Annotated in this window: 25 protein-coding genes and 1 pseudogene; 18 read left to right on the top strand and 8 right to left on the bottom strand. The window is 42.5% G+C overall.

The genetic code is table 11. From position 1 onward, the window contains the following. Positions 1 to 263 precede the first annotated feature (263 nt). Positions 264 to 1,433, top strand: a complete 1,170-nt coding sequence (locus tag MHH86_RS30670; RefSeq protein WP_256718544.1) for a HAMP domain-containing sensor histidine kinase — start codon at positions 264 to 266, stop codon at positions 1,431 to 1,433. A gap of 87 nt (positions 1,434 to 1,520) precedes the next feature. Here MHH86_RS30670 and MHH86_RS30665 read toward each other — a convergent pair whose 3' ends face one another. The 5 genes from MHH86_RS30665 to MHH86_RS30645 all read right to left on the bottom strand — a co-directional run bounded on the left by MHH86_RS30665 (position 1,521) and on the right by MHH86_RS30645 (position 5,802). Then, positions 1,521 to 2,426 (bottom strand): DUF5643 domain-containing protein, encoded by a 906-nt coding sequence (locus tag MHH86_RS30665; protein ID WP_076140593.1) that lies wholly within the window; start codon positions 2,424 to 2,426, stop codon positions 1,521 to 1,523. Positions 2,427 to 2,449: 23 nt separating this feature from the next. Beyond that, on the bottom strand, positions 2,450 to 3,604 hold the full coding sequence (locus MHH86_RS30660) for a DUF4179 domain-containing protein (RefSeq protein WP_076140594.1): 1,155 nt from the start codon (positions 3,602 to 3,604) through the stop codon (positions 2,450 to 2,452). Continuing rightward, positions 3,597 to 4,139 (bottom strand): sigma-70 family RNA polymerase sigma factor, encoded by a 543-nt coding sequence (locus tag MHH86_RS30655; RefSeq protein ID WP_235219471.1) that lies wholly within the window; start codon positions 4,137 to 4,139, stop codon positions 3,597 to 3,599. Before MHH86_RS30655 ends, MHH86_RS30660 begins: the two co-directional genes overlap by 8 nt. A 224-nt stretch (positions 4,140 to 4,363) precedes the next feature. After that, positions 4,364 to 4,951: a class I SAM-dependent methyltransferase gene (locus MHH86_RS30650; protein WP_038573872.1), complete on the bottom strand. Its 588-nt coding sequence runs from the start codon at positions 4,949 to 4,951 to the stop codon at positions 4,364 to 4,366. A 386-nt stretch (positions 4,952 to 5,337) separates the two neighbouring features. After that, entirely contained in the window at positions 5,338 to 5,802 is a 465-nt protein-coding gene (locus MHH86_RS30645) for a VOC family protein (protein ID WP_036682343.1), read from the bottom strand. Between the two features lie 158 nt (positions 5,803 to 5,960). Here MHH86_RS30645 and MHH86_RS30640 point away from each other — a divergent pair, with 158 nt between their 5' ends. The 9 genes from MHH86_RS30640 (at position 5,961) to MHH86_RS30600 (ending at position 16,975) form a co-directional block, all read left to right on the top strand. Next, the gene (locus tag MHH86_RS30640) at positions 5,961 to 6,395 is read left to right on the top strand and encodes an Lrp/AsnC family transcriptional regulator (protein ID WP_076179256.1); all 435 of its coding nucleotides are present in this window, start codon (positions 5,961 to 5,963) and stop codon (positions 6,393 to 6,395) included. Between the two features lie 100 nt (positions 6,396 to 6,495). After that, positions 6,496 to 7,350 carry a cache domain-containing protein gene (locus MHH86_RS30635; protein WP_342479578.1) on the top strand — a complete coding sequence of 285 codons (855 nt, stop codon included), beginning with the start codon at positions 6,496 to 6,498 and terminating at the stop codon, positions 7,348 to 7,350. 39 nt (positions 7,351 to 7,389) lie between these two features. Then, positions 7,390 to 8,232, top strand: a complete 843-nt coding sequence (locus MHH86_RS30630) for a histidine kinase (protein ID WP_342479577.1) — start codon at positions 7,390 to 7,392, stop codon at positions 8,230 to 8,232. 5 nt (positions 8,233 to 8,237) lie between these two features. Continuing rightward, the gene (locus MHH86_RS30625) at positions 8,238 to 9,818 is read left to right on the top strand and encodes a response regulator (RefSeq protein ID WP_326046188.1); all 1,581 of its coding nucleotides are present in this window, start codon (positions 8,238 to 8,240) and stop codon (positions 9,816 to 9,818) included. A 195-nt stretch (positions 9,819 to 10,013) separates the two neighbouring features. After that, positions 10,014 to 10,934, top strand: coding sequence for an ABC transporter permease subunit (locus MHH86_RS30620; RefSeq protein ID WP_036682339.1), 921 nt, complete (start codon positions 10,014 to 10,016; stop codon positions 10,932 to 10,934). A gap of 40 nt (positions 10,935 to 10,974) precedes the next feature. After that, entirely contained in the window at positions 10,975 to 11,856 is an 882-nt protein-coding gene (locus MHH86_RS30615; RefSeq protein WP_036682338.1) for a carbohydrate ABC transporter permease, read from the top strand. Between the two features lie 54 nt (positions 11,857 to 11,910). Then, entirely contained in the window at positions 11,911 to 13,497 is a 1,587-nt protein-coding gene (locus MHH86_RS30610; RefSeq protein ID WP_036682336.1) for an ABC transporter substrate-binding protein, read from the top strand. A 452-nt stretch (positions 13,498 to 13,949) separates the two neighbouring features. Next, a complete protein-coding gene (gene helD / locus MHH86_RS30605; protein ID WP_341070700.1) occupies positions 13,950 to 16,376 on the top strand; it encodes an RNA polymerase recycling motor HelD in 2,427 nt (808 codons plus the stop codon). A 14-nt stretch (positions 16,377 to 16,390) separates the two neighbouring features. Next, positions 16,391 to 16,975, top strand: coding sequence for a Crp/Fnr family transcriptional regulator (locus MHH86_RS30600; protein ID WP_036682333.1), 585 nt, complete (start codon positions 16,391 to 16,393; stop codon positions 16,973 to 16,975). Between the two features lie 8 nt (positions 16,976 to 16,983). Here MHH86_RS30600 and MHH86_RS30595 read toward each other — a convergent pair whose 3' ends face one another. Both MHH86_RS30595 and MHH86_RS30590 read right to left on the bottom strand, forming a co-directional pair. Next, positions 16,984 to 17,703: a DUF4386 domain-containing protein gene (locus MHH86_RS30595; protein WP_036682332.1), complete on the bottom strand. Its 720-nt coding sequence runs from the start codon at positions 17,701 to 17,703 to the stop codon at positions 16,984 to 16,986. A gap of 81 nt (positions 17,704 to 17,784) precedes the next feature. Continuing rightward, a complete protein-coding gene (locus MHH86_RS30590) occupies positions 17,785 to 18,366 on the bottom strand; it encodes a TetR/AcrR family transcriptional regulator (protein WP_036682330.1) in 582 nt (193 codons plus the stop codon). Positions 18,367 to 18,659: 293 nt separating this feature from the next. Here MHH86_RS30590 and MHH86_RS30585 point away from each other — a divergent pair, with 293 nt between their 5' ends. The 7 genes and pseudogenes from MHH86_RS30585 (at position 18,660) to MHH86_RS30555 (ending at position 24,378) form a co-directional block, all read left to right on the top strand. Next, positions 18,660 to 19,847 carry an MFS transporter gene (locus MHH86_RS30585; RefSeq protein WP_051491242.1) on the top strand — a complete coding sequence of 396 codons (1,188 nt, stop codon included), beginning with the start codon at positions 18,660 to 18,662 and terminating at the stop codon, positions 19,845 to 19,847. A gap of 75 nt (positions 19,848 to 19,922) precedes the next feature. Beyond that, positions 19,923 to 20,207: an alpha/beta-type small acid-soluble spore protein gene (locus MHH86_RS30580; protein WP_036682328.1), complete on the top strand. Its 285-nt coding sequence runs from the start codon at positions 19,923 to 19,925 to the stop codon at positions 20,205 to 20,207. Positions 20,208 to 20,436: 229 nt separating this feature from the next. After that, a pseudogene (locus MHH86_RS30575) lies at positions 20,437 to 20,649 on the top strand (YiaA/YiaB family inner membrane protein); the annotation flags it as partial. A 27-nt stretch (positions 20,650 to 20,676) separates the two neighbouring features. Continuing rightward, positions 20,677 to 20,913 carry a YiaA/YiaB family inner membrane protein gene (locus MHH86_RS30570; protein ID WP_305953524.1) on the top strand — a complete coding sequence of 79 codons (237 nt, stop codon included), beginning with the start codon at positions 20,677 to 20,679 and terminating at the stop codon, positions 20,911 to 20,913. Between the two features lie 248 nt (positions 20,914 to 21,161). Beyond that, the gene (locus tag MHH86_RS30565) at positions 21,162 to 22,238 is read left to right on the top strand and encodes an ankyrin repeat domain-containing protein (RefSeq protein ID WP_342479576.1); all 1,077 of its coding nucleotides are present in this window, start codon (positions 21,162 to 21,164) and stop codon (positions 22,236 to 22,238) included. Positions 22,239 to 22,356: 118 nt separating this feature from the next. Further along, on the top strand, positions 22,357 to 23,274 hold the full coding sequence (gene hprK / locus MHH86_RS30560; protein WP_036682323.1) for an HPr(Ser) kinase/phosphatase: 918 nt from the start codon (positions 22,357 to 22,359) through the stop codon (positions 23,272 to 23,274). A gap of 222 nt (positions 23,275 to 23,496) precedes the next feature. Then, positions 23,497 to 24,378, top strand: a complete 882-nt coding sequence (locus MHH86_RS30555; protein ID WP_036682322.1) for an SMI1/KNR4 family protein — start codon at positions 23,497 to 23,499, stop codon at positions 24,376 to 24,378. A 447-nt stretch (positions 24,379 to 24,825) separates the two neighbouring features. Here MHH86_RS30555 and MHH86_RS30550 read toward each other — a convergent pair whose 3' ends face one another. Continuing rightward, the gene (locus MHH86_RS30550) at positions 24,826 to 25,263 is read right to left on the bottom strand and encodes a MarR family transcriptional regulator (protein WP_036682320.1); all 438 of its coding nucleotides are present in this window, start codon (positions 25,261 to 25,263) and stop codon (positions 24,826 to 24,828) included. A gap of 121 nt (positions 25,264 to 25,384) precedes the next feature. On the opposite strand from MHH86_RS30550, the gene MHH86_RS30545 reads away from it, so the two are divergent. Next, positions 25,385 to 25,972, top strand: a complete 588-nt coding sequence (locus tag MHH86_RS30545) for an NAD(P)H-dependent oxidoreductase (RefSeq protein WP_036682318.1) — start codon at positions 25,385 to 25,387, stop codon at positions 25,970 to 25,972. Positions 25,973 to 26,002 lie beyond the last annotated feature (30 nt).

Raw genomic sequence — 26,002 nt, 5'->3', positions numbered from 1 at the left:
AAGAATATGCAAAGTTAAACAGAAAACCGGAAGATACTGTTAAAATGGTATCTCCCGGTTTTTTAGTTTTTTACAAACTATAATATCATCGAGTTTACAGTTTTTTTCAGTTATTGTTTATTACTATTTCAACTGATATAATTCTTATTTCGACAATAAGTTTACAAGTAAGATAACTATCGTAATGGTAAAATCAATTTAAAAGTGGTGAATTCATGAGAGAGTTCTACAGTCGGGTGAATCGAAAAACCTATTACATATTAATGTTAATGATCATCGTTCTTATGATGTTTGGATTGATACTATCTACCCTAGAGTTAGATGGGATTGATTTTGGTTATATCATTCATTTTTTATGTGTGGCGTTTCTAACGGTTTGTTTATGGATTTACCCTGAGCATGAGACACATACTTTTAGAAAGATTATCATTCTATTTGGATTTGCGTATTTTTATACGCTATTCTTTTTATATCCTCAAACATGGACTACCTATATCCTCATTTGTCTTATTCCTGCACTGTCTATTCTATTTTTTGATTTAAAATTGTTCTATTTTTCCTTCATTATAAATGGGGTACTAATGGTAGTTACATTTGGCTATATCCTCTTGATTGATAGAGGGGATTTATATACATATTTACATTATGATATGCTAGGCAATTTCATTAATATAATAGCGGTTCAAGTGTTATTATTTTTCATTTTTCAAATATCATTTAAACGGATGAAAAAACAGCAGCTTTATTATGAACAATTACAGCAATCTGAGCGTTTAAAGATGGTTGGACAATTAACAGCTGCCGTTGCGCACGAAATTAGAAATCCAGTGACAGTGGTTAGAGGTTTTTTGCAGTTTTTTGATGAGGATCCTTCATTTGATGATCCTATGAAAAGAAAATTTAAATTAATGATTGATGAATTAAACACAGTAGAACAGATTATCTCGCAATTTCTAACCCTTTCAAAGCCAAATGGAGAGCAAAAATTAGAAAAAGTAGATGTGAAGGATGTACTTGAAAGTGTTACAGGATTGCTCCATTCCTACGCAATGTTATCTGATAATCAAATCGTTACCTACGTAGAAGAAGATTGCATGATTTCTATTAATAAAATTGAATTTAAGCAGCTGCTTATTAATATAATAAAAAATGCTTTAGAGGCTTCGGAAGTTGGTAAATCTGTCTCTATTATGGCGAATAGGAACAATAATTTTATTGAGATAACAATCATCGATGAAGGAAGCGGGATGTCGGAAGCTGAGGTTAAGTCGCTAGGCACTCCTTTTTATTCATTAAAAAGTAATGGAACAGGTTTAGGATTAATGATTTGCTTTAATATCGTAGAAAAATACGGCGGGGAAATTTATTATAGTAGCTCTGAAGGTAAGGGGACAACAGCTACTATCCGCTTTTTAGCTATAAATGATCAGTAATAATGAGCCTTCTTTCAATTGAACAAAGGGGATTACCTCAAGCCTTCGGCTGGAGAGGTAATCCCCTTTTCCTAGCTGCGTTAACGATTATTTTAGAGGGATTTTGATCTCCAGTTGCTTGTTATAATTTTTAACTACATTGCCTTTGGCATCTAATTTATAAGCCCCGGTGTTGCCTTTTTCAAATACGGCTTGATAAGGTCTGATAACTAGATATTCAGCGGCTGAGCGAGGCGCTTCGAACAATAAATCTTCAGAAACCGTATTTTGAGTTGCTGCAATAGAATCTCTTGCAATAGATTCTAATTTATTGCCCAGATTATCATAAATGTCATATCCTAAAGCCTGGCCTTGGGTGGCAACCCCTTTAACCGCTAAAGCGATACGCACAGAAGTCTCTCCCGCAGCAACACGGGTGGTTTTGATTTCAAATTGGTTGTCTTTCTTTATAGCAGGCAGCTGAATGTTACGCACTAATCCTGCTTGCTTGAGAGAAAATTTAAGTACATACGGTTCATCGATTCCGTTAAGCTTCACATGGATACTCAATTCAGAGGAAGCCAGGCTTGCCTTTTGTTGCTCAGTTAGCCATTCGGTCTGCAATACAACAACCGCCTTGTTGGCATCACCGTCACTGATCCAGCGTGGTGTTTTTAAATCAATGCCTCCTGGTTGAGTGAGCTTGGCGTCTATTCCCACAATAGTACCTTCTGCAAGATAGGGCTCACCTTTATCATTTAAAGTTACTCCTGCGAGCATTCCTGAAAATAGCGATCCCTCACGGCTCAGGTCGATCTTAATATAGTTACCATCAAACTGCGCACTGCCCTTTAAAGTAAGCTGATCGTGTGAATCGGCCACTTTTGTTGTATTCAGGGAAGCTTCAACAGCGGGTTGGGCACTGGATGCTTGAGTTAAAGCTGGCATTCCCAACGCTCCTAGGCATACAGCAGCACTTAAAATTACAGACATCTTCTTAGTCATTTTTTTCATGATATTATCAAGCTCCTTAATTTTTATTTAACTAGCACGTTTATCTCTAGACCGTCAATATAATGCTTCACTGGGTTTCCAGAACTGTCTGTTTTAAATGCTCCATTCTTACTTTGTGGGTTCTCAAACTCATAAAGATAGCCACGGATTGTGAGCATATTAGGGTGTTTCTCAAATGGCTCAGTAAGCAAATCGACATTAAGTGACCTATTGGAAGTCGAGAGGACTTTCTGCGAAATATCTTTCAGCACCTGTCCTTGTTGATCCTTTACTTCAAAGCCCACTAAACTCAATGCTGTATGATCTTCGTCTGTATCCTGTTCCAGCATGAGCGACAGGCGTGTCGTTAATGGACTATATTCCAGCTTTTTCAGGATCAAACTCCATCCTCCAACTTGTGCGCGTATATCAGGTGTGGAAATTTTATTAATCGTAGCCTTCCGCGCAGGAATTTGGAGAACAAACGGTTCATCAATACCGTTTAAGTCAAGGGTTACGGTCAATACAAATCGATCAGGAAAAGGTTTGTTGGAGATCCCCGAATTCGAGGAATCCACTAGTCTAAAAATAGCTGTGTTGCTTTCAGCACCTTCTATCCAGCTTAGAAACGGCATAGCTTTCCAGAGACCTTCTGAAAATTGCTCCAGGGAAGCCCCGTCGATCAATACTTCTGCAGAGGTTATCGCACCTTCCGCTAGAAAAGGCTTCCCATCCGCTCCAATCGTTACTCCGGCTAGCTTACCTTCCAGTTCTTCTCCCTCACGCTTCACCGAGAATGCCAACCGGCTGCCATCAAATACAGCCTCTTCGGCAGACAAGGTAATCCCTTCATGCGTATCACTGCTGTTTAGACGGGAAGTCAGTCCCAGACGCTGGGCCGCTTGTAATCCTATATCATCTGCCCGTTCAAAAATACCACCTATCAAGGGAAGCTGCTTGAGCGCATTGGCCAACGTAGGCGGATAGATAGCCGTTAGCATAACACTTAACAATATCGCTGCAGTCACAGCAGCTGTGATTTTTGGATATATCCGCTTTTCCTTTTCCACAGGATCCTGGACAATGGTGGCCAGCGATGCATAAATCGAATCCTGCCGTGATCGTAGTAAAGGAGGAAGCTCCTGTATATTAGCTTTCCCTAGCTCCCTGATCTGCTTTTCTAAATTGTTATTATTCATTAGCAAGACCCTCCTCCGGCACAGGATGTATCTGTTTGGACAACAATCTCCGTGCGCGATGGAGTCGTGCCCTGACCGCTCCCTCGGAGATGTCGAGCACATCTGCAATCTGCTTAATGGATAAATCGTCATAATAAAAAAGCACGATAGCAAGCCGCAGGGATTCGTCCAACTGATTAATGAAGCTTTGCAGGTCTACGTTGCCTGAATCTTCAAAATGCACATAGGAAACGACCGGTTCCTCGGGAATTTCCGCCACAGCTATAGTTCGTTCTCGCATACGAAGTAACTGATTGCATTCATTAATCAGGATGCGTATAACCCAGGTTTTGAAAAACTTAGGCTGCTTAAGGTTGGCCAACCCTTTATACACCTTCAGTGTTGTTTCCTGAAGAGCATCCGCGCAATCTTCATCTTTTAGCAGAATGGTTTTGGCTAATCTGTACAACTGGGATTCCAGTTGCCTGAAAAGACGGGTAAACGCCTCGTGGTCGCCTTTCTGCGCTTTTTTGATATCCAGTTCGTTTTCCAGCAAATGATTTTTCCTCCTTGAGGGCCCTCTGTATAATTAGATGGAGAAGACATACAAAAAGTTATATTTAGGATAAAATTCATTCTCCTGGACAAATCACTTACCTCGGTAGTGGTATAAAGTCCGTGCAATTCATTGTTTTTGGCAAGGGGAGTTTCAAGTGGATAAACTGAAAAAAATCCAGAATTACCACCTTAACTGAAAAGAAGTAGTGGGGTAATCCTGAATTAAAAAGTGTATACATATACCTTGGTACGCAGTGTGTCCGTGCATGTTATGGTACGGACAGGCTGCATGCCTGGAAGGGCAAAACAAATGCTAATAACCACCGCACCCGGCAGTAGCTCACGCTTGAACTTTTCCGCCAGCCGTTTCATCGCTCCGGGAAATAAGTAACAAAGAACAATATCCGCATGCTCGTAAGAACTGCTATAAATATCCCCACGTACATAACGGAGCCTTCCGTGGAGCAGATTCTGGCCTTTGGCTGCTCGCAGCATACGTGTGCCGAACCTAGTAAGCAACTGGGATGTCCATAAGGGAATACTGGAATTTTCAATGCCTGTCAGCCTTTTGCCTGGACATTGGCGAATAACATCCATACCAAGTGTTCCCCAACCCGATCCCGCCTCCACAATGCTGCTATATCCCGGAATCCGATTCACCTCAACGGCAACAGCCGAGCGTACAGATTTTGACGTAGGCATCGGCGATATCCCGTTCCTCCAGCTCACCAGCACAATCGACACCATGGATAACAAGGCTGCGAAGGCGATGAGCCAAGCGATGGCTTGAATCACAATCAATACGATCATTCCTTCTTCATCTGCTAGAAGTTGGCTTCAAATTCTCTTACTTTCTCCCAGCATTTCGTTTATCAACTTGATATTTATAAAGATCCTGAATTTCCTTGCTTTCAATATCTTGACCTACATAAAAAATCAGAGTGGGATCATTTACTGGATGGGCATAAGAAAGGTAAGTGCGATGTATAAAATCAAAATCCATCTTACCCAGCTGGAAATCGATTTGATATTTATCTTCTAAATAGATTTCAAATTGCTTTTTTAAAGCCAGAGACTTCCACGGAAGTCCAAAGAATAAAAAGTAGACTCCTATAAGAAATATCAAAAAAATTAAGAGGAAAAGCGACTTTTTACTGAGAATGGTATGTTTTATAATTCATAACCCTCCCTAGCGTTTATTCTACATGAACTTTGCTGGACATATCAAAATCAACCTCTTCAAGAAATTCAATAACTTCTCCATTGGGACTGTGAATGATCGCGTTTTTTATTAGAAGAGGCGGTTCGCCCAGAGACAGAGAGTCCGGTGCTATAAAAGCTTTTGCCCCATGTGCCAGGGCTTTTTGATACATCTCCTCTACATTATCTACATAGAAGGCAAGATGTAATAACGCTCCGTGCGCTATATCTTCATCAGACAAGGCTTTTTTTCCTTGAGCGGCGATGACTGCATCATTATCAAAAATCTCAATGCAGGTTCTGCGGTCAGGTGAAATCAGCATGGAGGCTTCTTTGATCTGAAAGGATGGCAGACTCCAATGATGACCTAGCTTAAATCCTAAAACGTCAATATAGAAAGAAATAGTTGCTTTATAGTCTTTGGCTTGAATCGCTACATGTGCAAGGCCTTTTACACTCATTTATAATCGCTCCCAACTTTAATATATACTTATTATAGTTGTATTAAAATATGAGATATATATATAAGATAAGTGTTTTGTAGTAATATGGTTATTAAATTTAAGGTATTTTAGTGGAATCAGTTTATTTTATAAAATGGGTCTAGGAGGCGCTTGCTATGGAACAACTTGTGGATGAGATTGATAAAAAGATTATGCAATTACTTCAGTACAATGCCCGAATGTCTATTTCACAAATCAGCAAAGAGGTTTCGATGTCACAACCCTCTGTTAAAGAACGAATGATCAAGCTGGAGGAAAGGAATATCATTTCTGGGTATCATACAGCTTTTAATCTACGAGATCTGGATCGGGGCACAACTACGTTTATTCTATTAAAAACAGAACATTGCCAAGAGATTACGGATTTTTGCAAAAATGCTATGGAAGTTACCGATTTATATCGGATTAGCGGTGAATATAATTATCTCATAAAGGTGCAAACCGCGTCGATTGAGGAGTTAGCTGAATTCCAAGACAACCTTATAAAGTTTGGACCTTCAAAATCTCATATCAGTCTGAAAAATATATTGGAAAACAGGGTGTTGCTCTAAAGCCCATTTTCCAAACACAATATCTAGTAACCGCTTTCATTCCATTGTAGAATGGATGAAAACAACGTTAGCATTGACTCGGATACAAGGGAGCATGGGTATGGAGAGGTTTTTATTTAGTAAAAAGTATATTCCGTTCACCTATAAGATGATGATACCGTACCTCATTCTAGTATTGCTGACAGATGTATTGGTGGGTTATATAGCTTATACGATGCTCGTAGAGTCCAGAACGGAAATGGCGGAAACGAATGTCCGGACAGCTTTGAAGCAGACGAGGAACAATATCGAATATCAGACAGATGAAATCAAACGAATGACTAACTCGCTGTTTCTCAATACGAATTTTCAGAATGCTCTGCAGTTTAGGGGAGATGCATTGGAAAACATGCTCAAAATGAGGGATGACATCGTTCCTTATATGAAAGCCCCTCTGCAATTGTATGGGAACAATCTGAGACTTGTGCTTTATACCGCGAATGAGACGATGCTTGAAATCCCCGGTGATGATATGTCTGTACCTATCGGTAGAAGCGATTATTATATTCTTTCTGATCAGGTTATTGAAAATAAGGAATGGTTCAAGTCGATCGTTGCCAATAACAAAGACAGCTTGTGGCTTCAGGCGGACAGCGACAGTGAACTAAGCAATATTTCGTATTTCCGCAAGCTGGTTTCTTCCAAGGGAGGCCCGTCGATTATTGGTTATATTCGCGTCACGGCGAGAATTGACGAGCTTTTTGGCAATTTCGATACCTTTCCAATTGAACAGGGCATAGACCTTCGCCTAGTGGATATGGTTAGTGGATTAACGCTTTATGAACAAGGTATTGTCGATGAACATGCGAAGCAAGATGCTTATCTGATCATTAGTGAAGATATTCCGTTGTCTGACTATGCTATCGAGGTACGGGTGCCGCATGCATACTTAAATAAAGATGCTAGCCGAATGTAGAAGGTGATCACCACTGTTTGTTTAATCAGCTTTTTAGTCATGGCGGTGATCGGCTTCCTCGTTGCCCGCATATCAGGCAAAAAAATTAAGCGAATCGTATATTTGGTCCGGTCGTTTCAGGAAGGGAATTTTTATAAAAGAATTGGGTTTGCCGGGAACGATGAATTTGTCTACATTGCTAATAGTTTTAATCAGATGGCGACTAGCATCCAGGACTTGATCCAGAACGTCTATGAGCAAGGTATTCAGAAAAAGCAAGGAGAACTGGATGTGCTTCAAGCTCAGATCAGTCCGCATTTTTTGTACAATACATTGTCGACCATTGGCAGCTTGGCCAATTTGGGCGAAGTTGAGAAGGTTACACAGATGGTACAAGGTCTTTCTAAATTCTATCGCCTCACCTTGAATGAAGGACATGTCTATATCTCTCTTGAAAAAGAGCTGGAGCAGGTAAGGATGTACCTTGAAATTCAGAGGGTAAAGTATGCCGATGCTTTTGAGGTTTATTATGATATTGATCCTGATATTTTACAGGTTCCCATCATCAAGCTGATTTTGCAGCCATTTGTAGAAAATATATTCAAGCATGCTTGGTTTGGGGAGACGATTGCGATCCGGATTACCGGAAAACGGCTGGGTGAACGCATCGAGCTTAAGGTCATCGATAACGGAATTGGTATGCGGGCGGACACACTGCGAAATATGCGTTCGAGCTCATTCCATTCGAGCAGCTATGGACTGAGAAACGTGGAGGAACGAATCAAGCTGAGATACGGCAATGATTTCGGCATTCATATCGGCAGTTACTTTGGGGCAGGAACGACCGTTCAAATTATCTTACCGGTGGATAATGCGGAAATCCGGGAAGTTATGGGGGAGTAAATAGTATGGCGATGGAGATCAACGTTCTGCTGGTGGATGATGAAGTGATCGATTTGGAATGGCTGAGACGGCGGGTGGCGGGCAGTGATCATTTGCCTTTGCATAGCGTGAGAACGGCAACGAGCGGTTTTTCCGCTTTAAAAATGATGGAGCAGCACCGCGTTGATATCATTCTCTCCGATATCCGCATGCCGATTATGTCAGGTGTGGAATTTGCCCGGAAAGCGAAGGAGATTAACCCTGAGGTCCATCTGCTTTTTATTAGCGGACATCAGGATTTCAACTATGCCAAAGAGGCGATTCAATTAAATGCCTCCGGTTATTTGCTTAAACCCGTCGATGATGACGAGTTGAATAAGACGCTGACTGAACTCTGCGCCAAGATTGAGAAGGAGAGGAAGCAGCATATTTCCTTGTCGGAAACACTGACGCTTGTGAATCAGGAGCTGCTGCTGCGCTGGTTTAACGAGACTGCCCCGGGGCAGGTCGAGACGCACATTCACAACGTTCTCACGTCATACTTACAAGGCGCGTCGGCGGTCGCCATCGTCGAGATCGACGATATGGCACGGAAAATCCAAACTTGGACGGAAGAAGAGCGGAGTTTATGGAGCAGCACCGCCAATCAGTTTATCCGGAGGTTCGCGCAAGATCAAAATTTAGGCATGGTCATCACAACCTATGACTATCATTTTGTGATCCTAGCTGCGGTTCAGGAACAATATTTTACCGCTTTGATGGAAGAGCTCATTCGGTCATTCTATCAGGAGTTTTCCTGTTCAATTACGATTGGAAGAGGGATGTACACAACAGAACTGGGTAAGCTGCATGATTCCTATCGGCAGGCTCAGGCTGCTTTAAGTATTAAATGGATTGTTGGGAAAAACAGAATCATCCAAGATGCTTCGGAATGGAGCCCGAAGGAAAAAATCGCCTCAGATTTAGAGGTTATTGTGGACCGGATGCTTAAAGCGATGCTCGACTACGACCTTACCACCATTGATGATTGTTTGCTGAAGCTGTTTGCCGGGGACAGTCCGCTCTCCCAGAAAAACGACATCTACGATATCATTATTCGAATTACCTCCAAGCTTCATGCCGATCTGCAGCAAATGAACGAGCATCTATACGAGATTTTAAATTGGGATTCGCATCATCCCTTTGTGCTGTTTCAGTTCGAAACGGTGCATGATATTCTCTCGTGGCTGAGAAGAAGGTTCTTTGAGTTGTCGGAGCTGCTTTATTTGAAACGGCAAAGACAAAAGCGGAAGTTAATTGATGAAATCACGGAATATGTGAAAGAAAGATTAGATCAAAAATTAACGCTGAACGAAGTGGCCGCCCACTTCGATTTTACGCCTAACTATCTGGGTCATTTGTTCAAGCTTGAAACCAACAGTTTATTCAGCGATTTTTTAAGTGAATTACGGATGAAACGGGTATGCGAGCTGCTCGAAGATCCGACTAAGAAAGTGTATGAGATTGCGGAACAAGCCGGATATAAAAATATTATTTATTTTAACAGACAGTTCAAGCACTACATGGGCATGTCGCCCGGCGAGTACCGGAAGAAAAATAAAATCTAACAAAACAGCGGTGAAATGAAAACCCGGCGATGATTTTTCTGTTATTGGAGAATCGCTGCCGGGTGTTTTTGGTTTATCCGCTAACCTTTTTTTGTCGAATCGTTGAATTAGTATTATGTTTAGTTGTTTCGCTGAATTATCTAAGCGTCTTCGCCCTTTTATAATGAGAGATATAGAGAAGAGAGGGGTGCAAAGATGAAAGGGCATACATTTTGGAGCGATTTGAAAAATTACAGGGTTCTCTTGCTGATGCTGGCTCCGGCGGTTGCTTTTTTCCTTCTGTTTGCCTACGTCCCGATGGCGGGTATTATTATTGCCTTCAAGCATTACGATTACGCGGGCGGTATTTTTGGAAGTGCCTGGAACGGACTCGACAACTTCCGCTTTTTCTTTGAATCAGGCGATGCTTGGCGGGTAACACGAAATACAGCACTATATAACATTGCGTTTATCGTCGTCAATAACAGTTTGCAAATTTTTGCAGCGATTATGTTGTTTGAGGTCGGTGGTAAATGGTTCCGCAAAATCACACAATCGGCGTTGTTCCTGCCTTACTTTATCTCATGGGTCGTTGTCGGAGCGATTGCTTATAACCTGCTCAATTATGATATTGGCACCGTGAATGCTTTGCTCAGAGGTATCGGACTCCAGCCTGTCGATATTTATAATACGCCTTCCTATTGGCCGTATATCCTGGTTATAGTTTCTGCATGGAAAAGTCTCGGATACGGAACGGTAATGTACTTGGCTGCGATTACGGGGATAGATACAGAAATGTATGAAGCGGCCGAAATTGATGGGGCTAATATTTTTCAGCGAATTATGAAAGTAACCATTCCAAATTTGTATCCGACGATTATTATTCTGGTGCTGCTGGCGGTCGGAAATATTTTCCGTGGTGATTTCGGGATGTTCTATAATATGATCGGCAACAACGGCTTGCTGTTCTCCTCGACAGACGTTATCGACACTTTCGTATTTAGGTCACTGATTACTTCGAATGATATCGGCATGTCAGCTGCAGCTGGTGTTTTCCAGTCCGTTCTTGGCTTTGCGACGATCATGTCAGTGAACTATGCTGTCCGTAAATACGACAAAGACCGCGCTCTGTTCTAATCGTATCAGGAGTTAAGTCTTTCATAATGGAGGTAACGATATGAAGCAGCTCGATCGTAAAATATTTTCAGGTATTGGTTATGTGTCCCTGATTTTTCTCTCAGTTTTATGTATTTTCCCTTTTATACTTGTCGTATCTTCATCCTTTACGGAAGAAACCAAAATCCTAACGGATGGTTATCAATTTATACCGACGGCCTTCTCAACCGAGGCCTACAGCATTTTGTTTAAGTATCCCGAACAGATGATTCAAGCCTATATAGTGACAATAGGGGTTACTATACTCGGCACGGTGCTTGGCTTGTTTCTGACTTCGATGACTGCTTATGCGCTATCCCGAAAAGATTTTAAGTGGCGCAATAAATTTTCATTCTTCTTTTTCTTTACGACTTTGTTCAGCGGCGGTTTAGTTCCGTGGTATCTGCTTATGGTCAACTACCTGCATATGAAGGATACGCTGATGGCCTTAGTGGTTCCGATGATGCTCAATGTCTTTTATATCATTGTTATGAAGTCTTTTATGGGCAGCATTCCGGAAGCGATTGTAGAATCAGCAAAAATTGACGGTGCAGGCGACTTTAAGATCTATGCTCGTCTAATCCTGCCGCTGTCCAAGCCGGCGTTAGCTACCATTGGATTGTTTCTAGCACTAGCCTACTGGAATGACTGGTACAATGCATTGCTGTTTGTATCGAATGAAAACTTGATGCCGCTTCAATATTATTTGTATAAAATGCTAGGCAATATGGATGGCATGCGCAAAGCGATGATGGGTGCAGGGGCAGTCGTAACGACATCGATCCCAACCGAGAGTTTGAAAATGGCGATGACAGTTGTGGCCACTGGCCCGATTTTGCTGGCTTATCCATTCGTGCAGAGGTATTTTGTCCAAGGTTTGACGATTGGTGCTGTGAAAGGATGAACCCGGGGACACTCGGTTTATCAATATAATTAAACACAAGGGGGAAGGCTTGAGATGCTGAAGAGAAATAGATTGATAATGCTAGCGCTCGTTTTAACCTTCGTAATGATTCTAAGTGCATGTGGTGGTGGAAACAACAATGCTAATACTTCTGCACAGGCTACAAATAATGCGTCAGAGGGGGGAAGCGACACTACGAACACCTCAGAACCTGCAACTACCTCAGACACCCTTGATACCTCAAAAGAAGTGAAGCTGAAAATGATTTTTGTTGGCCCTAAACCGATAGACTATGATAGCGTTTTTGCTGAGATTAATAAAAAGCTGAAAGAAAAAATTAATGCTACTGTAGAGGGCGAGTTCCTGGATTGGTCGGACTGGGCGCAAAAATATCCGTTGAAGCTGGCAGCAAATGAAGATTTTGACCTCATCTATTCGGCAAACTGGGCTGGCTACAATGACCAGGCGTTGAAAGGCGGATTCCTGGAATTGACTGATGAGCTGCTTACCAAATATATGCCGCAGACTTTAGCAGCCATGTCTGATGTGAGCTGGGATCAGGCTAAAGTAAACGGCAAACTGTACATGGTTCCACAAAACAGAGGGGAATCCGTTGAAAAACTGATTTTGTACCGTGAGGATTTGCGTAAGAAATACAATCTTCCTGAGATCAACAGCCCAGAAGCGTATGCCACTTACTTGAAAACCATAGCGCAAAACGAAAAAGGAATTACACCGTTCACTCCGGAAACAGGAGACTGGAAATTTCATAATTTGGACCGTGTATTGCTGAAGCAGCAAAACGAATGGAATATGTTTGATCTCGACCTTCCGTTTGCTTTCAAATTGACGGATGAAAAAGGGCAAGTATTTAACGTATATGAAACCCAAGAGTTTAAAGATCTACTCGTATATTACAAAGATCTTGCTGATAACAATGCATGGTCGAAAAACGTCCTTAACAGTAAAAATGATCATCAGGCCGATTTTAAAGCAGGCAAAACAGCATCGATTACACACAACAACGGAACACTTGGAGCACTTATGGCTTTGATGCGCCAAGAGAATTCCCCTTATGAAGTAGCTTTGGCTGACATCAACCAAGGCAAGAAGAAATCAGTGGCAATTTCAACACAAAACGGTACTTCGATCCACGCTACTTCCAGAAATGTGGAACGCTCCTTGATGTTCCTCGATCTGATGCAAAATGATAAAGAACTGCACGACCTGATGATGTACGGCCTTAGCGGTGTACATTACGAAGCGGTTGGCGATGACAAATATAAAGCACTTGAAAAGAATCCGAACTTTATGGGCTTCTCTAACTGGAACTTCAACTCGCCACTTAACCGTGACAATGAAGCATTCCCGCAAGAAGCAAACGATCTGGCTAAAGGCTGGGAAGCAAATGTCTATCACTACGCGCTTGAAACCTTTGTATTCGATAACAGCAAAGTGAAAACGGAAATTGCCAACATTGGTAACGTAATGCTCCGTTATGCGATTCCGCTCGAATACGGCGTAATTAAAGATATCGATAAAGGTCTTGAAGATCTGAACAAGCAACTGAAGTCCGCTGGCATTGATAAAATCCAAACCGAACTGCAAACTCAAATTGATGCTTTTTTGGCAAACAAATAAGATAAGGAATAAGGGAGACCTAACAGTCATCAAATGGCTGTTAGGTCTCCCTGTTTAATTGAACTCATCCGCGGGTGAAGTCGCTATCGGACACAGCGGACCCCACAGTCGCTATCAGCCTAAAACATGCCTAGAATGAAGCTCAGGATAGCTGCACTGGAGTCCGAAAGTCTGCTTTAAAGGCTGAAAATCAGTAAACTCAGGAGAACGGATACTCTTTGTGAAAAGGAATAAAAAAGAAGAACCAGCATGAGCTGCCGGTTCTTCTTAATATATAATTTGCGCACAACGAAATAACGTGATAATATGAGAAGATCACTGTTAATACGTGTATTTTAGACAGATTTATTACATCTTATTTATACATTAATAATACCATGCGGATTAGCAGTTTGTCAAATTTGTATTTTTGCTTCTTGATAACAACCTTGAAAAGGAGCGTGTTAGTAAAAATGTTAAACGAAAAAGATTGGCAGGGAGAACAGAAACGGCTAGATTTGGTCACGGAAGAATTGCAATCAAAGATTGGCGAGCTGGAACCGGAAGTGACAGGATTACGTGAACAGGTGACGGACATCCGCAAGCAGTTTTGGGAGGAAGTTACGGTCAATACGAGCACACATGAGGATTTCGAGGAGACCTTTTACAGTATAAAACAGCAGGAAGCATTGTTGTCTGAGCGGGAGCGTAGCCACCGCCAACGGATGCAGCGTTATAAGAACATGAAACGGCTGCTGCCGTCGCCCTATTTTGGACGAATGGACTTTCAAGAAGATGGGTTGAACTCCAGTGAGCAAATCTATGTCGGGGTGGCGTCTTTCATCGATGCAGAAGGTGTGAATTTTCTGGTATATGACTGGCGGACACCTATTGCAAGTATGTATTATGACCATTCGCCAGGCCCCGCCTCTTACGATACACCGGGAGGACAAATCTCGGGAACGATGATGCTGAAGCGGCAATACCAGATCCGTCAGGGTCAGCTTCAGAACGTGTTCGATACGAGCTTAACGATCGGTGATGAATTACTTCAGCAGGTGCTTGGTAAGGGTGCGGATTCACAAATGAAGAGCATCGTGGCGACTATTCAGAAGGAACAGAATGCTATTATCCGCAACGATAGTAGTCGTATGCTCATTGTGCAGGGGGCTGCGGGCAGTGGGAAAACATCCGCAGCGCTGCAACGGGTAGCCTATTTGCTATATAAACACCGCGATAGGCTCAAGGCGGATCAGATTGTTCTTTTTTCGCCTAACCCGATGTTTAACAGTTATGTATCCACGGTGCTTCCCGAGCTTGGCGAAGAGAATATGCAGCAAACTACCTTTCAGGAGTATATTGATTATTGGCTTGGATCTACGCTTCGTCTAGAGGACCCGTTCGAGCAGATTGAATATGTACTGACGTCCAAAGCTTCTCCAGAGTATGAAGCGCGGCTAACTGGCATGCAGTATAAAGCTTCAGAAGCTTTTCTGCATGCTCTGCAAAACTATGCGTTGTGGTTAGGGAAGGAAGGGATGTTGTTTCATAGTATCCGCTTTCGGGATCGCGAGTTGATTACTGCGGAGCAGATGAAATCGCAATTTTACAGCTATGATAGCTCCATTCGTTTGGCTAATCGCATCGTTTTATTGCGTGAATGGCTACTGCGTCAGTTGGCTTCGCTGGAGCGTCAGGAACAGGAGGTATTCTGGGTTCAAGATGAACTCGATTACCTCGATACCGATCAGTATGCCGAAGCCTACAGTGAGATACTTAAGAAATATCGGCGGGAGGAAGCCGTCTTCGATTTTACGACTCAGTATCTTGAGAACTATGGGGATTTTCCTAATCAGGACCAAGGGGAAGAGAATGTTTTTGACTTTGGTCTGCAGGAAGAAGAACTGCTGCGCCGCATGATTGTGAAGGAGCACTTTAAACCGCTGAGACGCGATGTCAAACGGTTTGAGTTCATAGATACGATTGGGTTATACGATCAGTTGTTTAGTGATGAAACCATCTATCGGAGAATGACAAACGAGACTGAGGTGCCTGCTCAGTGGCAGGAAATCTGTAAGCAAACGAAGGAAAAGCTGAGCTGCGATGAACTCTTTTGCGAGGATGCGACTCCATTCCTGTATTTAAAAGAACTTGTCGAGGGTACTCGTATGAACACAGAAGTTCGGCATCTGTTTATCGATGAAGGCCAGGATTATTCGCCGTTCCAATACGCGTTTCTCAAACAGCTGTTTCCCCGCGCGCGCATGACTGTGCTCGGCGATTTCGGCCAAGCGATTTTCCCTCAAGCAACGAATTTGCACGAGGTGGATTCGCCTTTGATCCGGCTTTATGGGGAAGATGAAACGATCCTGATCCGTCTAATTCGAAGTTATCGTTCAACTCGTCAGATTGTGGAGTTTACGAAGGCGTTGCTGCCTAATGAGGAGATCGTACCTTTTGAAAGAGAGGGTGAGAAGCCGTTCCTAGTGAAGGCGAGTAGCGACGTAGAGCGGGCGATAAGAATTAAAGAGGATCTCGCGGCGCTGATGGCTGAAGGGCTCGACTCTATTGCCGTTATTACCAAGACTGCAGCTGAAAGCCGTGCGGTCTATGAAGAATTAAAGAAACAAGGATGCGAAGCTCTGCGGCTTATTACGAAAGAGACGCTCACTTTTGAGAAGGGCATTTTAGTAATTCCCGCTTATCTCGCAAAAGGGGTTGAATTCGACGCCGTACTGATTTATGATGCTTCCACACAGACGTATGATCGGGAAAGCGAACGCAAGCTTTTTTATACAGCCTGTACGCGTGCGATGCATCGGCTTCTGCTGTACACAACAGGTGATTGGTCACACTTTATTCAGCCGTTAGAGGTATCTTTATATGAGGTCGTGCAATGAGATTGGAGAGATAAATGAAAAGCATATTGTATAAGTATATGAGTAAATTTACATCTCTTAATGAAATGGAACAGCAGGATATTGTTGAAGGTATTCCTATTGAGGAATACAAGAAGGGAACGGTACTCCTTAGACAAGGAGACGTTCCCTCAAAATGTTTTTTTGTATTAAAGGGATGTGTGAGGCAGTCCTCGGTAGATGAATCGGGTAAAGAAGTCACATCTAATTTTTATACGGAAGAGCAAGCGGTTTCGATTTTTAATCGGCATCAAGAGAGTAGACCCTCAGCGTACACCTTAACCTGCCTAGAAGACAGCATATTGGTGGTTGGTGATCTTAATGCGGAACAGGATATGCTCCATAAACACGCTCAGCTGGAAACCATGATACGCAAAATGGTAGAGGAAAACCTGGGTGAGGTTCAGGATGAGTTGACTTCCTTTATTGCTTCCAATCCTGAAGAACGTTACAAAGCCTTGTTACAAAAAAGACCTCATTTACTTACCCGTGTCCCCCAACATCAACTAGCCAGTTATTTGGGGATTACGCCAGAGTCATTAAGTAGAATTAAGAAGCGGGTTCATTCCGGTGATGAATAGCAAAATCGTTATACACTTTTGGGGATTTTTCCACCTCTAAGCAGTAGCCATATCCCAAAGCCTAGTTCTCCTACAATCATAGGAATAGTAAAAATAAAATTAAGTGTTGTAATGACTGCCTCATATTGTGGGAGAAACATTTTGCTTAGATGAATGATAATATAGCCTATTGAAGCAAGCAGCAGCAGGATGCTGATTACTTTAGGAATGACATCGGATTTTAAAGCCACATAGCCCACTATTAACAAATGCCCGCCAAAAACGACTAACCCCATAGACCAAATGAATTGAAATGCATCCAGAAATAACATCATAAATGCTTGAGTTTGTTCGATTGTTAATGTGGAAAAGCCATTTGTGTTTCCCGTGAGCAGCAGCACAAATATCAAGGTTAAGATAGAGATTGCCAATATAGCGGAATAGGTTAAACGGAGCCATGCGCCGAGTAATGAAAGATTTTGGTTGACGGGTTCTAGAAACACATAAAACGCCCAGGCGACCAGAATGTCAGCAATCATAATGATGATCCAGCCCAAGATTTCCCCTTTGAAAAGGTTGTTGGAAGATACGATGTTAATAAATGTGGCACTGGCATCGCCTTGCACAACAAGAGTCCCATGGACAAAGCCATATGAAAAAAATGAAGCGAGGGTCATGATGATCAGTGATATTCCAGCTGTTAAAGCGGACTTACGCTGATTCGACAGGTCTTTTTCTGAGATAGCCATAAGATAGCCTCCTAAAGGACTTTTATTTTATTGTAATTAGGAGTACTATGCCGGGCATTGACTTAAATCAAGACTCTGAATTTAATCAAGCGAAGTAAGTATCATTGTTATCGCGTTATCAACAAAGGATCGCTCCGGGCGAGATTTCAAGAGTACAGTAAGCCCTATTAGCGATACGATTAGTGCTTGTGCCAAGGCCTTCGCATTTACACCACCCTTAAGCTCACCTGATTGTATACCGCGTTCAATAGTTTCTTGAAATATGACCGATAGATACATTTGATGTTCTCTTGTAAGGATCTCGAATTTCTCATCATGAGGTGCCAGCTCGACCATTGTATTGATGCAAAAACATCCTCGGTTCACACTGCCTGAATACTCCTCCGCCACCACATCTTCAAAAAAACTACGAAAGGCTTTTTTCACGGATGGATTGCTTTGAAGTTGGGCTCGGACACGAGAAGCATGGGACATCGTATATTTACGTAGCGCAGCTTCGAACAATTCTTTTTTGTCTCCAAAAGCTGAGTATATACTGGGGCGTTGAATGCCCATTCTGGAAGTTAAATCACTTAATGAGGTAGCCTCATATCCCTTTTCCCAAAATAGCTCCATAGCTGATTCTAATACTTTTTCCTCGTCAAATTCACGGGTTCGAGCCATTATAACACCCCTCTTTATATTTGATTTCAATAATTGATTACCGAACAGTATTTTATAATACTAGAACTAGTCGTATAAATTGTCAAATGAAAGTCGGTGGCGTCAAATATTTATGTTGACATCATTTGTTTTGTGAGATAAATTTACTGAGCACAATAACATACTGATCGGTATGGAAAGTGTTTGCGATTTAAATTTAACAGAGAAAGGGTGTGTCCAAAATGCAAGGGACTAAAGAGAAGCTTTCGTCACAAGAGACGCATACGCCATCTGATTCTATTCATGCTTCCTCGATGCCTCGTTATATGACACTTTTGTTTGCCGTTGTCTGCGGGATGTCGGTTGCAAACATCTACTTTGCACAACCATTGCTTGATCATTTGTCGAGAGAATTTGGTATTGATTATTCAACCATTGGTATTCTTATTACTATCACGCAGATCTTTTATGCAGTGGGGCTGTTACTGCTCGTGCCACTAGGAGATTTACTGAATCAGCGCCGCCTGATTATCGGCCAGATGTTATTATCTGTGGTGGCTTTGATTATCGTGGGTACTGCCTCTTCCAGCACGGTACTATTCGTAGGTATGGCCTCAGTGGGACTACTCGCTGTTGTAACACAGACGCTTGTTGCGTTCGCGGCGACAATGGCTGCCCCTGCCGAACGCGGGCGAGTCGTAGGCATGGTCACAAGTGGAATTGTGATTGGAATACTTCTTGCGCGATCCATTTCAGGAATACTTACAGATCTTGCAGGTTGGCGTTCCGTATACCTTTTTTCTGCTGCTTTAATGCTTTGTATGGTGTGTACATTATTTAGGGTGTTGCCAAATGTGGAACGTGAGGTAAAAACACTGTCATACGCTCAGCTGCTTAGTTCAGTGTTTATGTTGTTTGTGCAAGAGAGAGTATTGCGTATCCGCGCTATTCTGGCTTTGCTGATTTTTACTGCTTTCAGTATTCTGTGGACTTCTGTGGTCTTGCCTCTCAGTGCTCCGCCGTTATCACTTTCACATACTGCAATTGGGGCATTTGGTCTGGCGGGAATTGTGGGAGCATTAGCTGCTGCGCGGGCGGGAAAGCTAGCTGATCAGGGTCATGGACAGAGAACGACAGGCATAGCATTACTTCTATTGTTGATTTCATGGTGGTTTATCAGTTTTACGGAGCAGTCGCTGTTGGCATTGGTCATTGGTATTGTTCTGCTTGATTTGGCTGTGCAGGCGGTGCATGTCACCAATCAAAGTATCATACTTACCTTGCGCATGGAGGCACGTAGTCGGCTCACCGCAGGGTATATGGTTTTTTACTCCATTGGAAGTGCTACCGGATCGATTGCTTCCACTCAAATATATTCTCACTATGGCTGGAACGGGGTATGTTGGCTTGGAGCTTCTGTTAGTGCTGTGGCTTTTTTATTTTGGGCTGTAACCTTGCGTGCTACGAATGCCGCGTTGCAACGGCGCCCTGCTTGGAAATAATCGGGGCAAGTCAATAAGGGTGGAGGTTCCGGTTTCCGGGCATGTTATTTAAAACAGGTTTGGGAGGGGATAAGGATGTCTAGAAGAAACAGGAAATATGCAGTGCCGGGAGCCAGCCGCGGAATGCAAATTTTTAAAGCGGAAGTGATGCGCCGCGAGGGGTATGACGTAGATCCGGAGCGGCCTGATGATGTGAAATACGAAGTTGCAAAAGAACTGGGTGTCCCTTTGGAGCACGGTCAAAATGGTCATTTGAGCACAGAATCGGTGGGCCAGATCGGCGGTAAAATTGGTGGATCGATGGTCCGCGAAATGATTCGTCTCGCACAGCAGCAATTGGTGGACCAGGAAAGGCAGTAGCATTTTTCTAATATATGTTGCTGAGATCGCGGGAGGCGGTTTTTGTCCTATATTGTATGGGACTGAGACCGTCCTTTCGGTGTTTGCGTTATTTTATATTTGTATAGTAAAAAAATTCCTGAAATTCCCTAAAACAACCTGATTCATGGTAGAATTTTACCGATGTTCCACGGTATAGTGGAGAAGGATATATCATCATTCAAGTCTGTAGTGGGAGAGGAATTATCAGATGAATCAGAGATATCGCAAACGCAACACGGCTGCTTTTACGGGGGCATCGTATTTTGCATTGGGGGCAGGACTTTTTCTATTCTGTTTGGGAGTGTACAACGACACTTGGGAGCTAAACGTAAAAGGGTATTATTTGCTCTGTATGGTGTTAATTACGATTTCCTGTATCGTTGTGCAAAAGGTGGTCAGGGACAATACAGAGGATAAAGAATTTCGTTTGGATAACCCTAAACACAGGATGAGAAACACAGGGGCCTTCACAATTATGGCTTTTGTGGGTTTGATTATCGGGTATGCGATGTTTTTTATTGGCCTTTACAATGCTCCATTTGAATTAAATGTAAAGGGGTATTACATAGCTGTTATTCTCTTGATTTCTTATAGCGCTATTGGCGTTCAGAAAGTGACGCGGGATAACGCGGAAGATAACGAGATTCTTGCCGAGCAAGAGGCGAGACGGGACATCCAAGGATAAAGAGGGATATAGCCAGCTTTCTCGCTGCCAACAGCAAGCTGCTTCAACTTTACTTACCATCATAAATTGTAAACAGGAGCTTCGTGTATTAACGGAGCTTCTTTTTATTTTTTTGAATAGCAGCAATAATCTTGCCGATCTAAATATTATGAGGACTATTTGTTAGAACAACATCCTTAGTTTGGATTGTTTTTTACTATACGGTTCTCTATACTCTTCATAATACTTGAAGTAGGAGTGGATAATGGATGATCCGTCTGAAGGATATAGGGAAGTTCCAGGAACTGCCGCAAATGGCCATGCATATTTACAATGGAAACATTCCGGAATTAGAGGCTGCCATTAGAGCAGGCTGGGATATTGAAGAGGGCATCGTCCTTAGCCAATATACTACGTTAACCCCGTTAGATTTGGCGCTTATATCAGAGAGAATGGATGTCATAAAGCTGCTGGTACAGCACGGTGTAAATCTGAATGTGAAGAATAATCCGGCTTTTTTGCTCGCGGTTCGCTATTGCAAAGAAGATATCGTCCGCTATATTGCAGCACAAGGGGCTAAACTGGACAAGCTTAATCAGGTCAAGTCAGGTGCATATTCGCAGGCCTACTATGGCAACAAAAACAATATCCCGCTCATACATGAGCTAGGATTAGATATTAAGCAGCATGGTGGGGGCGTATTACGCAAAGCGGTGTCAGATCATGACCTTAAGACCGTTACTTATTTACTGGATCATGGGGTGGACATTAATTACAACAAATCCGATATGGTCTATCCTTATCAAGCGACTCCGTTAACAGTTGCCACGAGAATTGGTAATCAAGCGATGGTACAATTTTTGATTGAACGTGGCGCAGACGTTACCTTGGCAGAAAAAGATGGCGATCGCCCGTACACCATTGCAGTGAGTAATAAGAATACAGCTTTGGCTGACTATTTGAAATCGTTAGAGCCGGCTGAATTTCATGATATCGAGAACAAGAAGTTTGAGCTGAGAAAATATAAATTGTCTGATGAATTGGTTAGCTTTCTTACTGGAAAAAATCTGCGTCTTGAGCTAACACAAAATGAATATGAAATTAGATATATCGACTTTTTCACATTAACTGATACCATTGAAATGAAAATCGGCCGGCAAAAGCTGCTCCGTCTGTCAGCCGATATAGATAATTACTCTGATCTGCTGCTTATGTGGAATCCGAAGAAAAAAGGCCTGATCGGCTGTAACGACGTGGAACATCAGACGTACGCGGATTTATGTAGTTTTGCAGAATTTCTCACGCAGCCGGAGAAATACCTTATTAATTTTCTTGAAGGAACATAGTTGTTAATATCTCTTGATCTGTCTATTTCTTTTGCAGGAATCATTCTATTCGTCGTTGAATATATCCCGGTAACCGTATTACGTATTCAAAATACGTAGCCACAGGAGGAGAACAACATTGAAATCGATTACCGTTCAAAGCCTTACGGAAACGTTTAAGCTGGAAGTGCTTGCGGGTGCTAGCTGCATGGACCGTGAGATTACTCGCTCAAAGACACATAGACCTGGCCTGGAGTTCGTGGGTTACTTCGATTTTTTCCCCATGAAGCGAGTACAAGTATTGGGCCGCAAAGAAATCAATTATCTGCTAAAGCTAAGCGTTGAGCAACGCAAGTTACATATTGGCAATATTGTTAAGTATCATCCCCCATGCTTTATTGTGACGACGGGTCAGCAGGAGATTCCTTATTTGACTTTATTCTGCGACCAAGAAGGTATACCACTACTTCGAACGGAAGAGACGACGTCAGAGTTCATCGCAAAGATTGATACTTATCTGGTGAAGGCGCTGGCGCCTGAACTTTCAATTCATGGAGTGTGTGTGAACGTGTCCGGCATAGGGGTCCTATTGAGAGGCAAGTCCGGGATCGGAAAAAGCGAAACCGCACACACGCTCATTAGGAGAGGCCATCGGTTTGTGGCCGATGATGTAGTTGTGCTTAAGAAGCTGGGACCGGCGACGCTTCTCGGCACGCATAATGAAACGACCCGTGAATTCCTAGCGCTGCGCAGTATTGGTCTAATCAATGTTGTACGGCAGTACGGGCGTAGAGCTTTTCAGGAAGAGACACGAATTGTACTCGACATCGAGTTGTCACCATGGCGGGAGAATTCCTTGAATAATGAGCTCGAAATCGAACCCCAGTTCACAGACTATCTTGGCGTGCAAATTCCGCATATTGAAGTTCAGCTTCAGCCTGGCCGCGATGTGGCTGGCCTGATCGAAGCGGCTGCGAATAATTGGTACCTTAAGCAGCTTGGCTATAGTGCCGCTGAAGAGTTCCTGCAGAGGATCGAAAACGGGATGCAGTCGTAAAGGCAAGATAGAAGGCAGCAATTATAGTTACCCATAAATAAATGGTTTTCTGTATACGAAAAACAGGCCGCAGATAAACGCTGCGGTCTGTTTTTCACAGCAAAAAGGGAAGTTGTCTTTTGATTGATATGGCTAGGACATGCGTTATTGGCTGGGCATAGGTTAGAAATGGTATAATTTCTAATAGGTATTTTGAGTGATCGTTAATAGGAGGTATTAATGATGAGTGATGAGTTATTGGCAAAATTGGATGAATGGCATGAGGAAGATGAATTTCAAGAAATCGTGGATGCAATCGCGGAAATTCCTGAAGAGGAAAGAGATTATGTTCTAACTAGTCATTTGGGCAGGGCGCTTAATAATCTCGGTCAATATGAAGAGGCTTTAGAGCAGTATTTGAGCATTGAAGAAGAGGGTGAAGGTGACCCGCTCTGGCATTACCGTATCGGGGTTTCTTATTATTATCTGAAAAGATATGACGAAGCTTTAAAAGCGTTTACGATTGCCGATCAGCTGGAGCCTGATGATGAAGACACATTGGAGTTTCTGGGCTGGATCAAACGTAAATTGGCTAAAAAAGCTGCGAGAAAGCCTGTAAACAAACCTGCAAAGAAGCCTGTAATAGCGTTGGATACCACTAATTTCTGGGATGACAGCGAGTATGCGTTCTCAGAATATATCTCTGATCCGCCTTCAGATGCGTTGATTACTTCAGTACAAGAAGAGCTGGTCTTCAAGCTGCCTGCTTCCTATGTGGATATGATGAAGTTACATAATGGGGGAATTCCTCATAACAATCGTTATCCGATTCCGGGAACAGGAGAATTTATTACGATTTCTGGTATCCTCGGAATTGGACGAGATAAGAATAAGTCGCTGTGTGGAGCTTCAGGCAGCCGGACTGTGATTGAAAATGGACGTTATCCTGAAGTTGGCGTGGTGATTTGTGATTGTCCTTCTGAGAATGAAGTGGTGATGCTGGATTACCGCGAATTCGGGAATGATGGCGAACCTGAGGTTATTCATGTAGATCGGGATAACAAATACAAAATCACACGTTTGGCTGATAATTTTGAGACCTTTATCAGCGGACTGGTGAAATAGTCTATTTCGCTGGCTAAGAATACTTATAATCAAATCAAGGCATTCCTTAAGAGGAGTGCCTATTTCTATTAGGTGATTATAAGGGGAGCGTCTTTCGGACTCAGCTGACCTTAAATGCAGCTTTTTCGCATATTTGAAATGCCAACGGACCGCATAGCAGCTATTGGCATAAAAAACACCCAATATGAACCCGATTCATAGGAATAGCGTCGCTGGAGTCCGAAACTACGCACAAAAGGCTAAAAATATGCCAATAACGTCATCTGGGTCCGAAAGCCTCAGTGGACGAATACGATTCGGCGATTTAGCTGAAGGTGGGGCTGATTCGAAGTCGTTGGGTTTTACTAGCCAATAATCGGTCTTGAGTCAGCTAACCAACGACCCAAAACACAGAGCAGCGGTGCCCCCATTAATGGGGAACCGCTGCTCTGCTGTCTTTTTCTCGGATCATTGCTGGGTGCTAAACACCTTAGATTGCAGGATATCGAGGGCATGGTTAATCTCGGCTAATTCCTCTGGGAGAACCTCTTTAATCCGGTTCAGAAAACGTTCACCGATCCGTTCAAAAGCCTCGTTCATCATCGCTTGTCCAGCATCAGACAACCGAATCATTTGCTTACGCCGGTCCTCGGCGACATCAAGCTTCTCACACAGGTTTTTTTCTGTTAATTTCTTGAGCTCACGGCTGGTATTCGGCATAGAGATATTCTTACAATCACTGATTTGGCTGAGGGTAACAGGCTGGCTAACCGCAATATATTCCAGAATACTATATTGAACGGGCGTAATGCCTTCCGGTCTAACATCTTTGGTAAAGTCAAATGTTACTTCATGGACTGCTGTCGTAAAGGTAACAATTTTCTGAAAAAACGCTTGTTTGTCCATAAGGATCACCTCTTATTGTAAACCTTAACAAAATAATTATCATAATACAATTATCATTTGACAACTAAATAACGGTTGTGATACCATTTTGTTATCAAATGATAATTAAAGAGGTGGAGCAATGAACGTTTTGGTCATCTATACACATCCGAATCATAAAAGTTTAAGTTATGCTTTTTTCAATAAAGTCATTCAGGGAAGTAATGAGAATCAAAAGATCACGAAGATAGAGGTCCTTGATCTTTACGAAGAGCAATTTGATCCTGTGCTGGTCTTTAATGAAAATAAACGTAGAAGAGACATGCATATTGATCCCAAGCTCGAGAAGTATCGGGAGCAGATTCGTCAGGCCGATAAAATTGTGTTTGTGTATCCAATCTGGTGGGGACGTCCCCCCGCGATGTTGCTCGGTTATATTGACCAAATGTTTGCTTCTAATTTCGCTTACAGAGAAAAGGGTGGCCTCATCCCCGAAGGGCTGCTGAAAGGAAAGTCAGTGGTTTGCATTTCCAGCATGAAGGGGCCGACCCTCTATCCTTTATATTGGCTGAATAATTCCCATAAAGTGCTGATGAGAAAAGCATTATTTCAATATTGTGGCATCAAGAAAGTGAAGTTTTTCGAATTTGGGAATATGGAGAGTCCGAAAGGGAAACATGATAAGAAGTTAAATCAGGTGTACCAATATTTTAAAGCTGTGGCTAATTAATACCTCGAAAATATCTGCTCTATGATTATT

Origin of the sequence: Paenibacillus sp. FSL F4-0097 (genome assembly GCF_038593125.1) — a bacterium.
In the GTDB taxonomy this organism is placed as follows: Bacteria; Bacillota; Bacilli; order Paenibacillales; family Paenibacillaceae; genus Paenibacillus_AQ; species Paenibacillus_AQ odorifer.
Note: the sequence above shows the minus strand (reverse complement) of the source record. Positions and strands in the feature narration are given on the sequence as shown.

Excerpts from the sequence above, each read along its gene's own strand:
- MHH86_RS30555 (WP_036682322.1), top strand. The coding sequence starts at position 23,497 with ATGAGTGATGAGTTATTGGCAAAATTGGATGAATGGCATGAGGAAGAT.
- MHH86_RS30635 (WP_342479578.1), top strand. The coding sequence starts at position 6,496 with ATGGAGAGGTTTTTATTTAGTAAAAAGTATATTCCGTTCACCTATAAG.
- MHH86_RS30650 (WP_038573872.1), bottom strand. The coding sequence starts at position 4,951 with ATGATCGTATTGATTGTGATTCAAGCCATCGCTTGGCTCATCGCCTTC.
- MHH86_RS30570 (WP_305953524.1), top strand. The coding sequence starts at position 20,677 with ATGAGAAACACAGGGGCCTTCACAATTATGGCTTTTGTGGGTTTGATT.
- MHH86_RS30665 (WP_076140593.1), bottom strand. The coding sequence starts at position 2,426 with ATGAAAAAAATGACTAAGAAGATGTCTGTAATTTTAAGTGCTGCTGTA.
- MHH86_RS30660 (WP_076140594.1), bottom strand. The coding sequence starts at position 3,604 with ATGAATAATAACAATTTAGAAAAGCAGATCAGGGAGCTAGGGAAAGCT.
- MHH86_RS30610 (WP_036682336.1), top strand. The coding sequence starts at position 11,911 with ATGCTGAAGAGAAATAGATTGATAATGCTAGCGCTCGTTTTAACCTTC.
- MHH86_RS30580 (WP_036682328.1), top strand. The coding sequence starts at position 19,923 with ATGTCTAGAAGAAACAGGAAATATGCAGTGCCGGGAGCCAGCCGCGGA.
- MHH86_RS30545 (WP_036682318.1), top strand. The coding sequence starts at position 25,385 with ATGAACGTTTTGGTCATCTATACACATCCGAATCATAAAAGTTTAAGT.
- helD (WP_341070700.1), top strand. The coding sequence starts at position 13,950 with ATGTTAAACGAAAAAGATTGGCAGGGAGAACAGAAACGGCTAGATTTG.
- MHH86_RS30645 (WP_036682343.1), bottom strand. The coding sequence starts at position 5,802 with ATGAGTGTAAAAGGCCTTGCACATGTAGCGATTCAAGCCAAAGACTAT.
- MHH86_RS30640 (WP_076179256.1), top strand. The coding sequence starts at position 5,961 with ATGGAACAACTTGTGGATGAGATTGATAAAAAGATTATGCAATTACTT.
- MHH86_RS30670 (WP_256718544.1), top strand. The coding sequence starts at position 264 with ATGTTAATGATCATCGTTCTTATGATGTTTGGATTGATACTATCTACC.
- MHH86_RS30625 (WP_326046188.1), top strand. The coding sequence starts at position 8,238 with ATGGCGATGGAGATCAACGTTCTGCTGGTGGATGATGAAGTGATCGAT.
- MHH86_RS30590 (WP_036682330.1), bottom strand. The coding sequence starts at position 18,366 with ATGGCTCGAACCCGTGAATTTGACGAGGAAAAAGTATTAGAATCAGCT.
- MHH86_RS30585 (WP_051491242.1), top strand. The coding sequence starts at position 18,660 with ATGCCTCGTTATATGACACTTTTGTTTGCCGTTGTCTGCGGGATGTCG.
- MHH86_RS30595 (WP_036682332.1), bottom strand. The coding sequence starts at position 17,703 with ATGGCTATCTCAGAAAAAGACCTGTCGAATCAGCGTAAGTCCGCTTTA.
- MHH86_RS30615 (WP_036682338.1), top strand. The coding sequence starts at position 10,975 with ATGAAGCAGCTCGATCGTAAAATATTTTCAGGTATTGGTTATGTGTCC.
- MHH86_RS30620 (WP_036682339.1), top strand. The coding sequence starts at position 10,014 with ATGAAAGGGCATACATTTTGGAGCGATTTGAAAAATTACAGGGTTCTC.
- MHH86_RS30550 (WP_036682320.1), bottom strand. The coding sequence starts at position 25,263 with ATGGACAAACAAGCGTTTTTTCAGAAAATTGTTACCTTTACGACAGCA.
- MHH86_RS30630 (WP_342479577.1), top strand. The coding sequence starts at position 7,390 with ATGGCGGTGATCGGCTTCCTCGTTGCCCGCATATCAGGCAAAAAAATT.
- MHH86_RS30600 (WP_036682333.1), top strand. The coding sequence starts at position 16,391 with ATGAAAAGCATATTGTATAAGTATATGAGTAAATTTACATCTCTTAAT.
- MHH86_RS30565 (WP_342479576.1), top strand. The coding sequence starts at position 21,162 with ATGATCCGTCTGAAGGATATAGGGAAGTTCCAGGAACTGCCGCAAATG.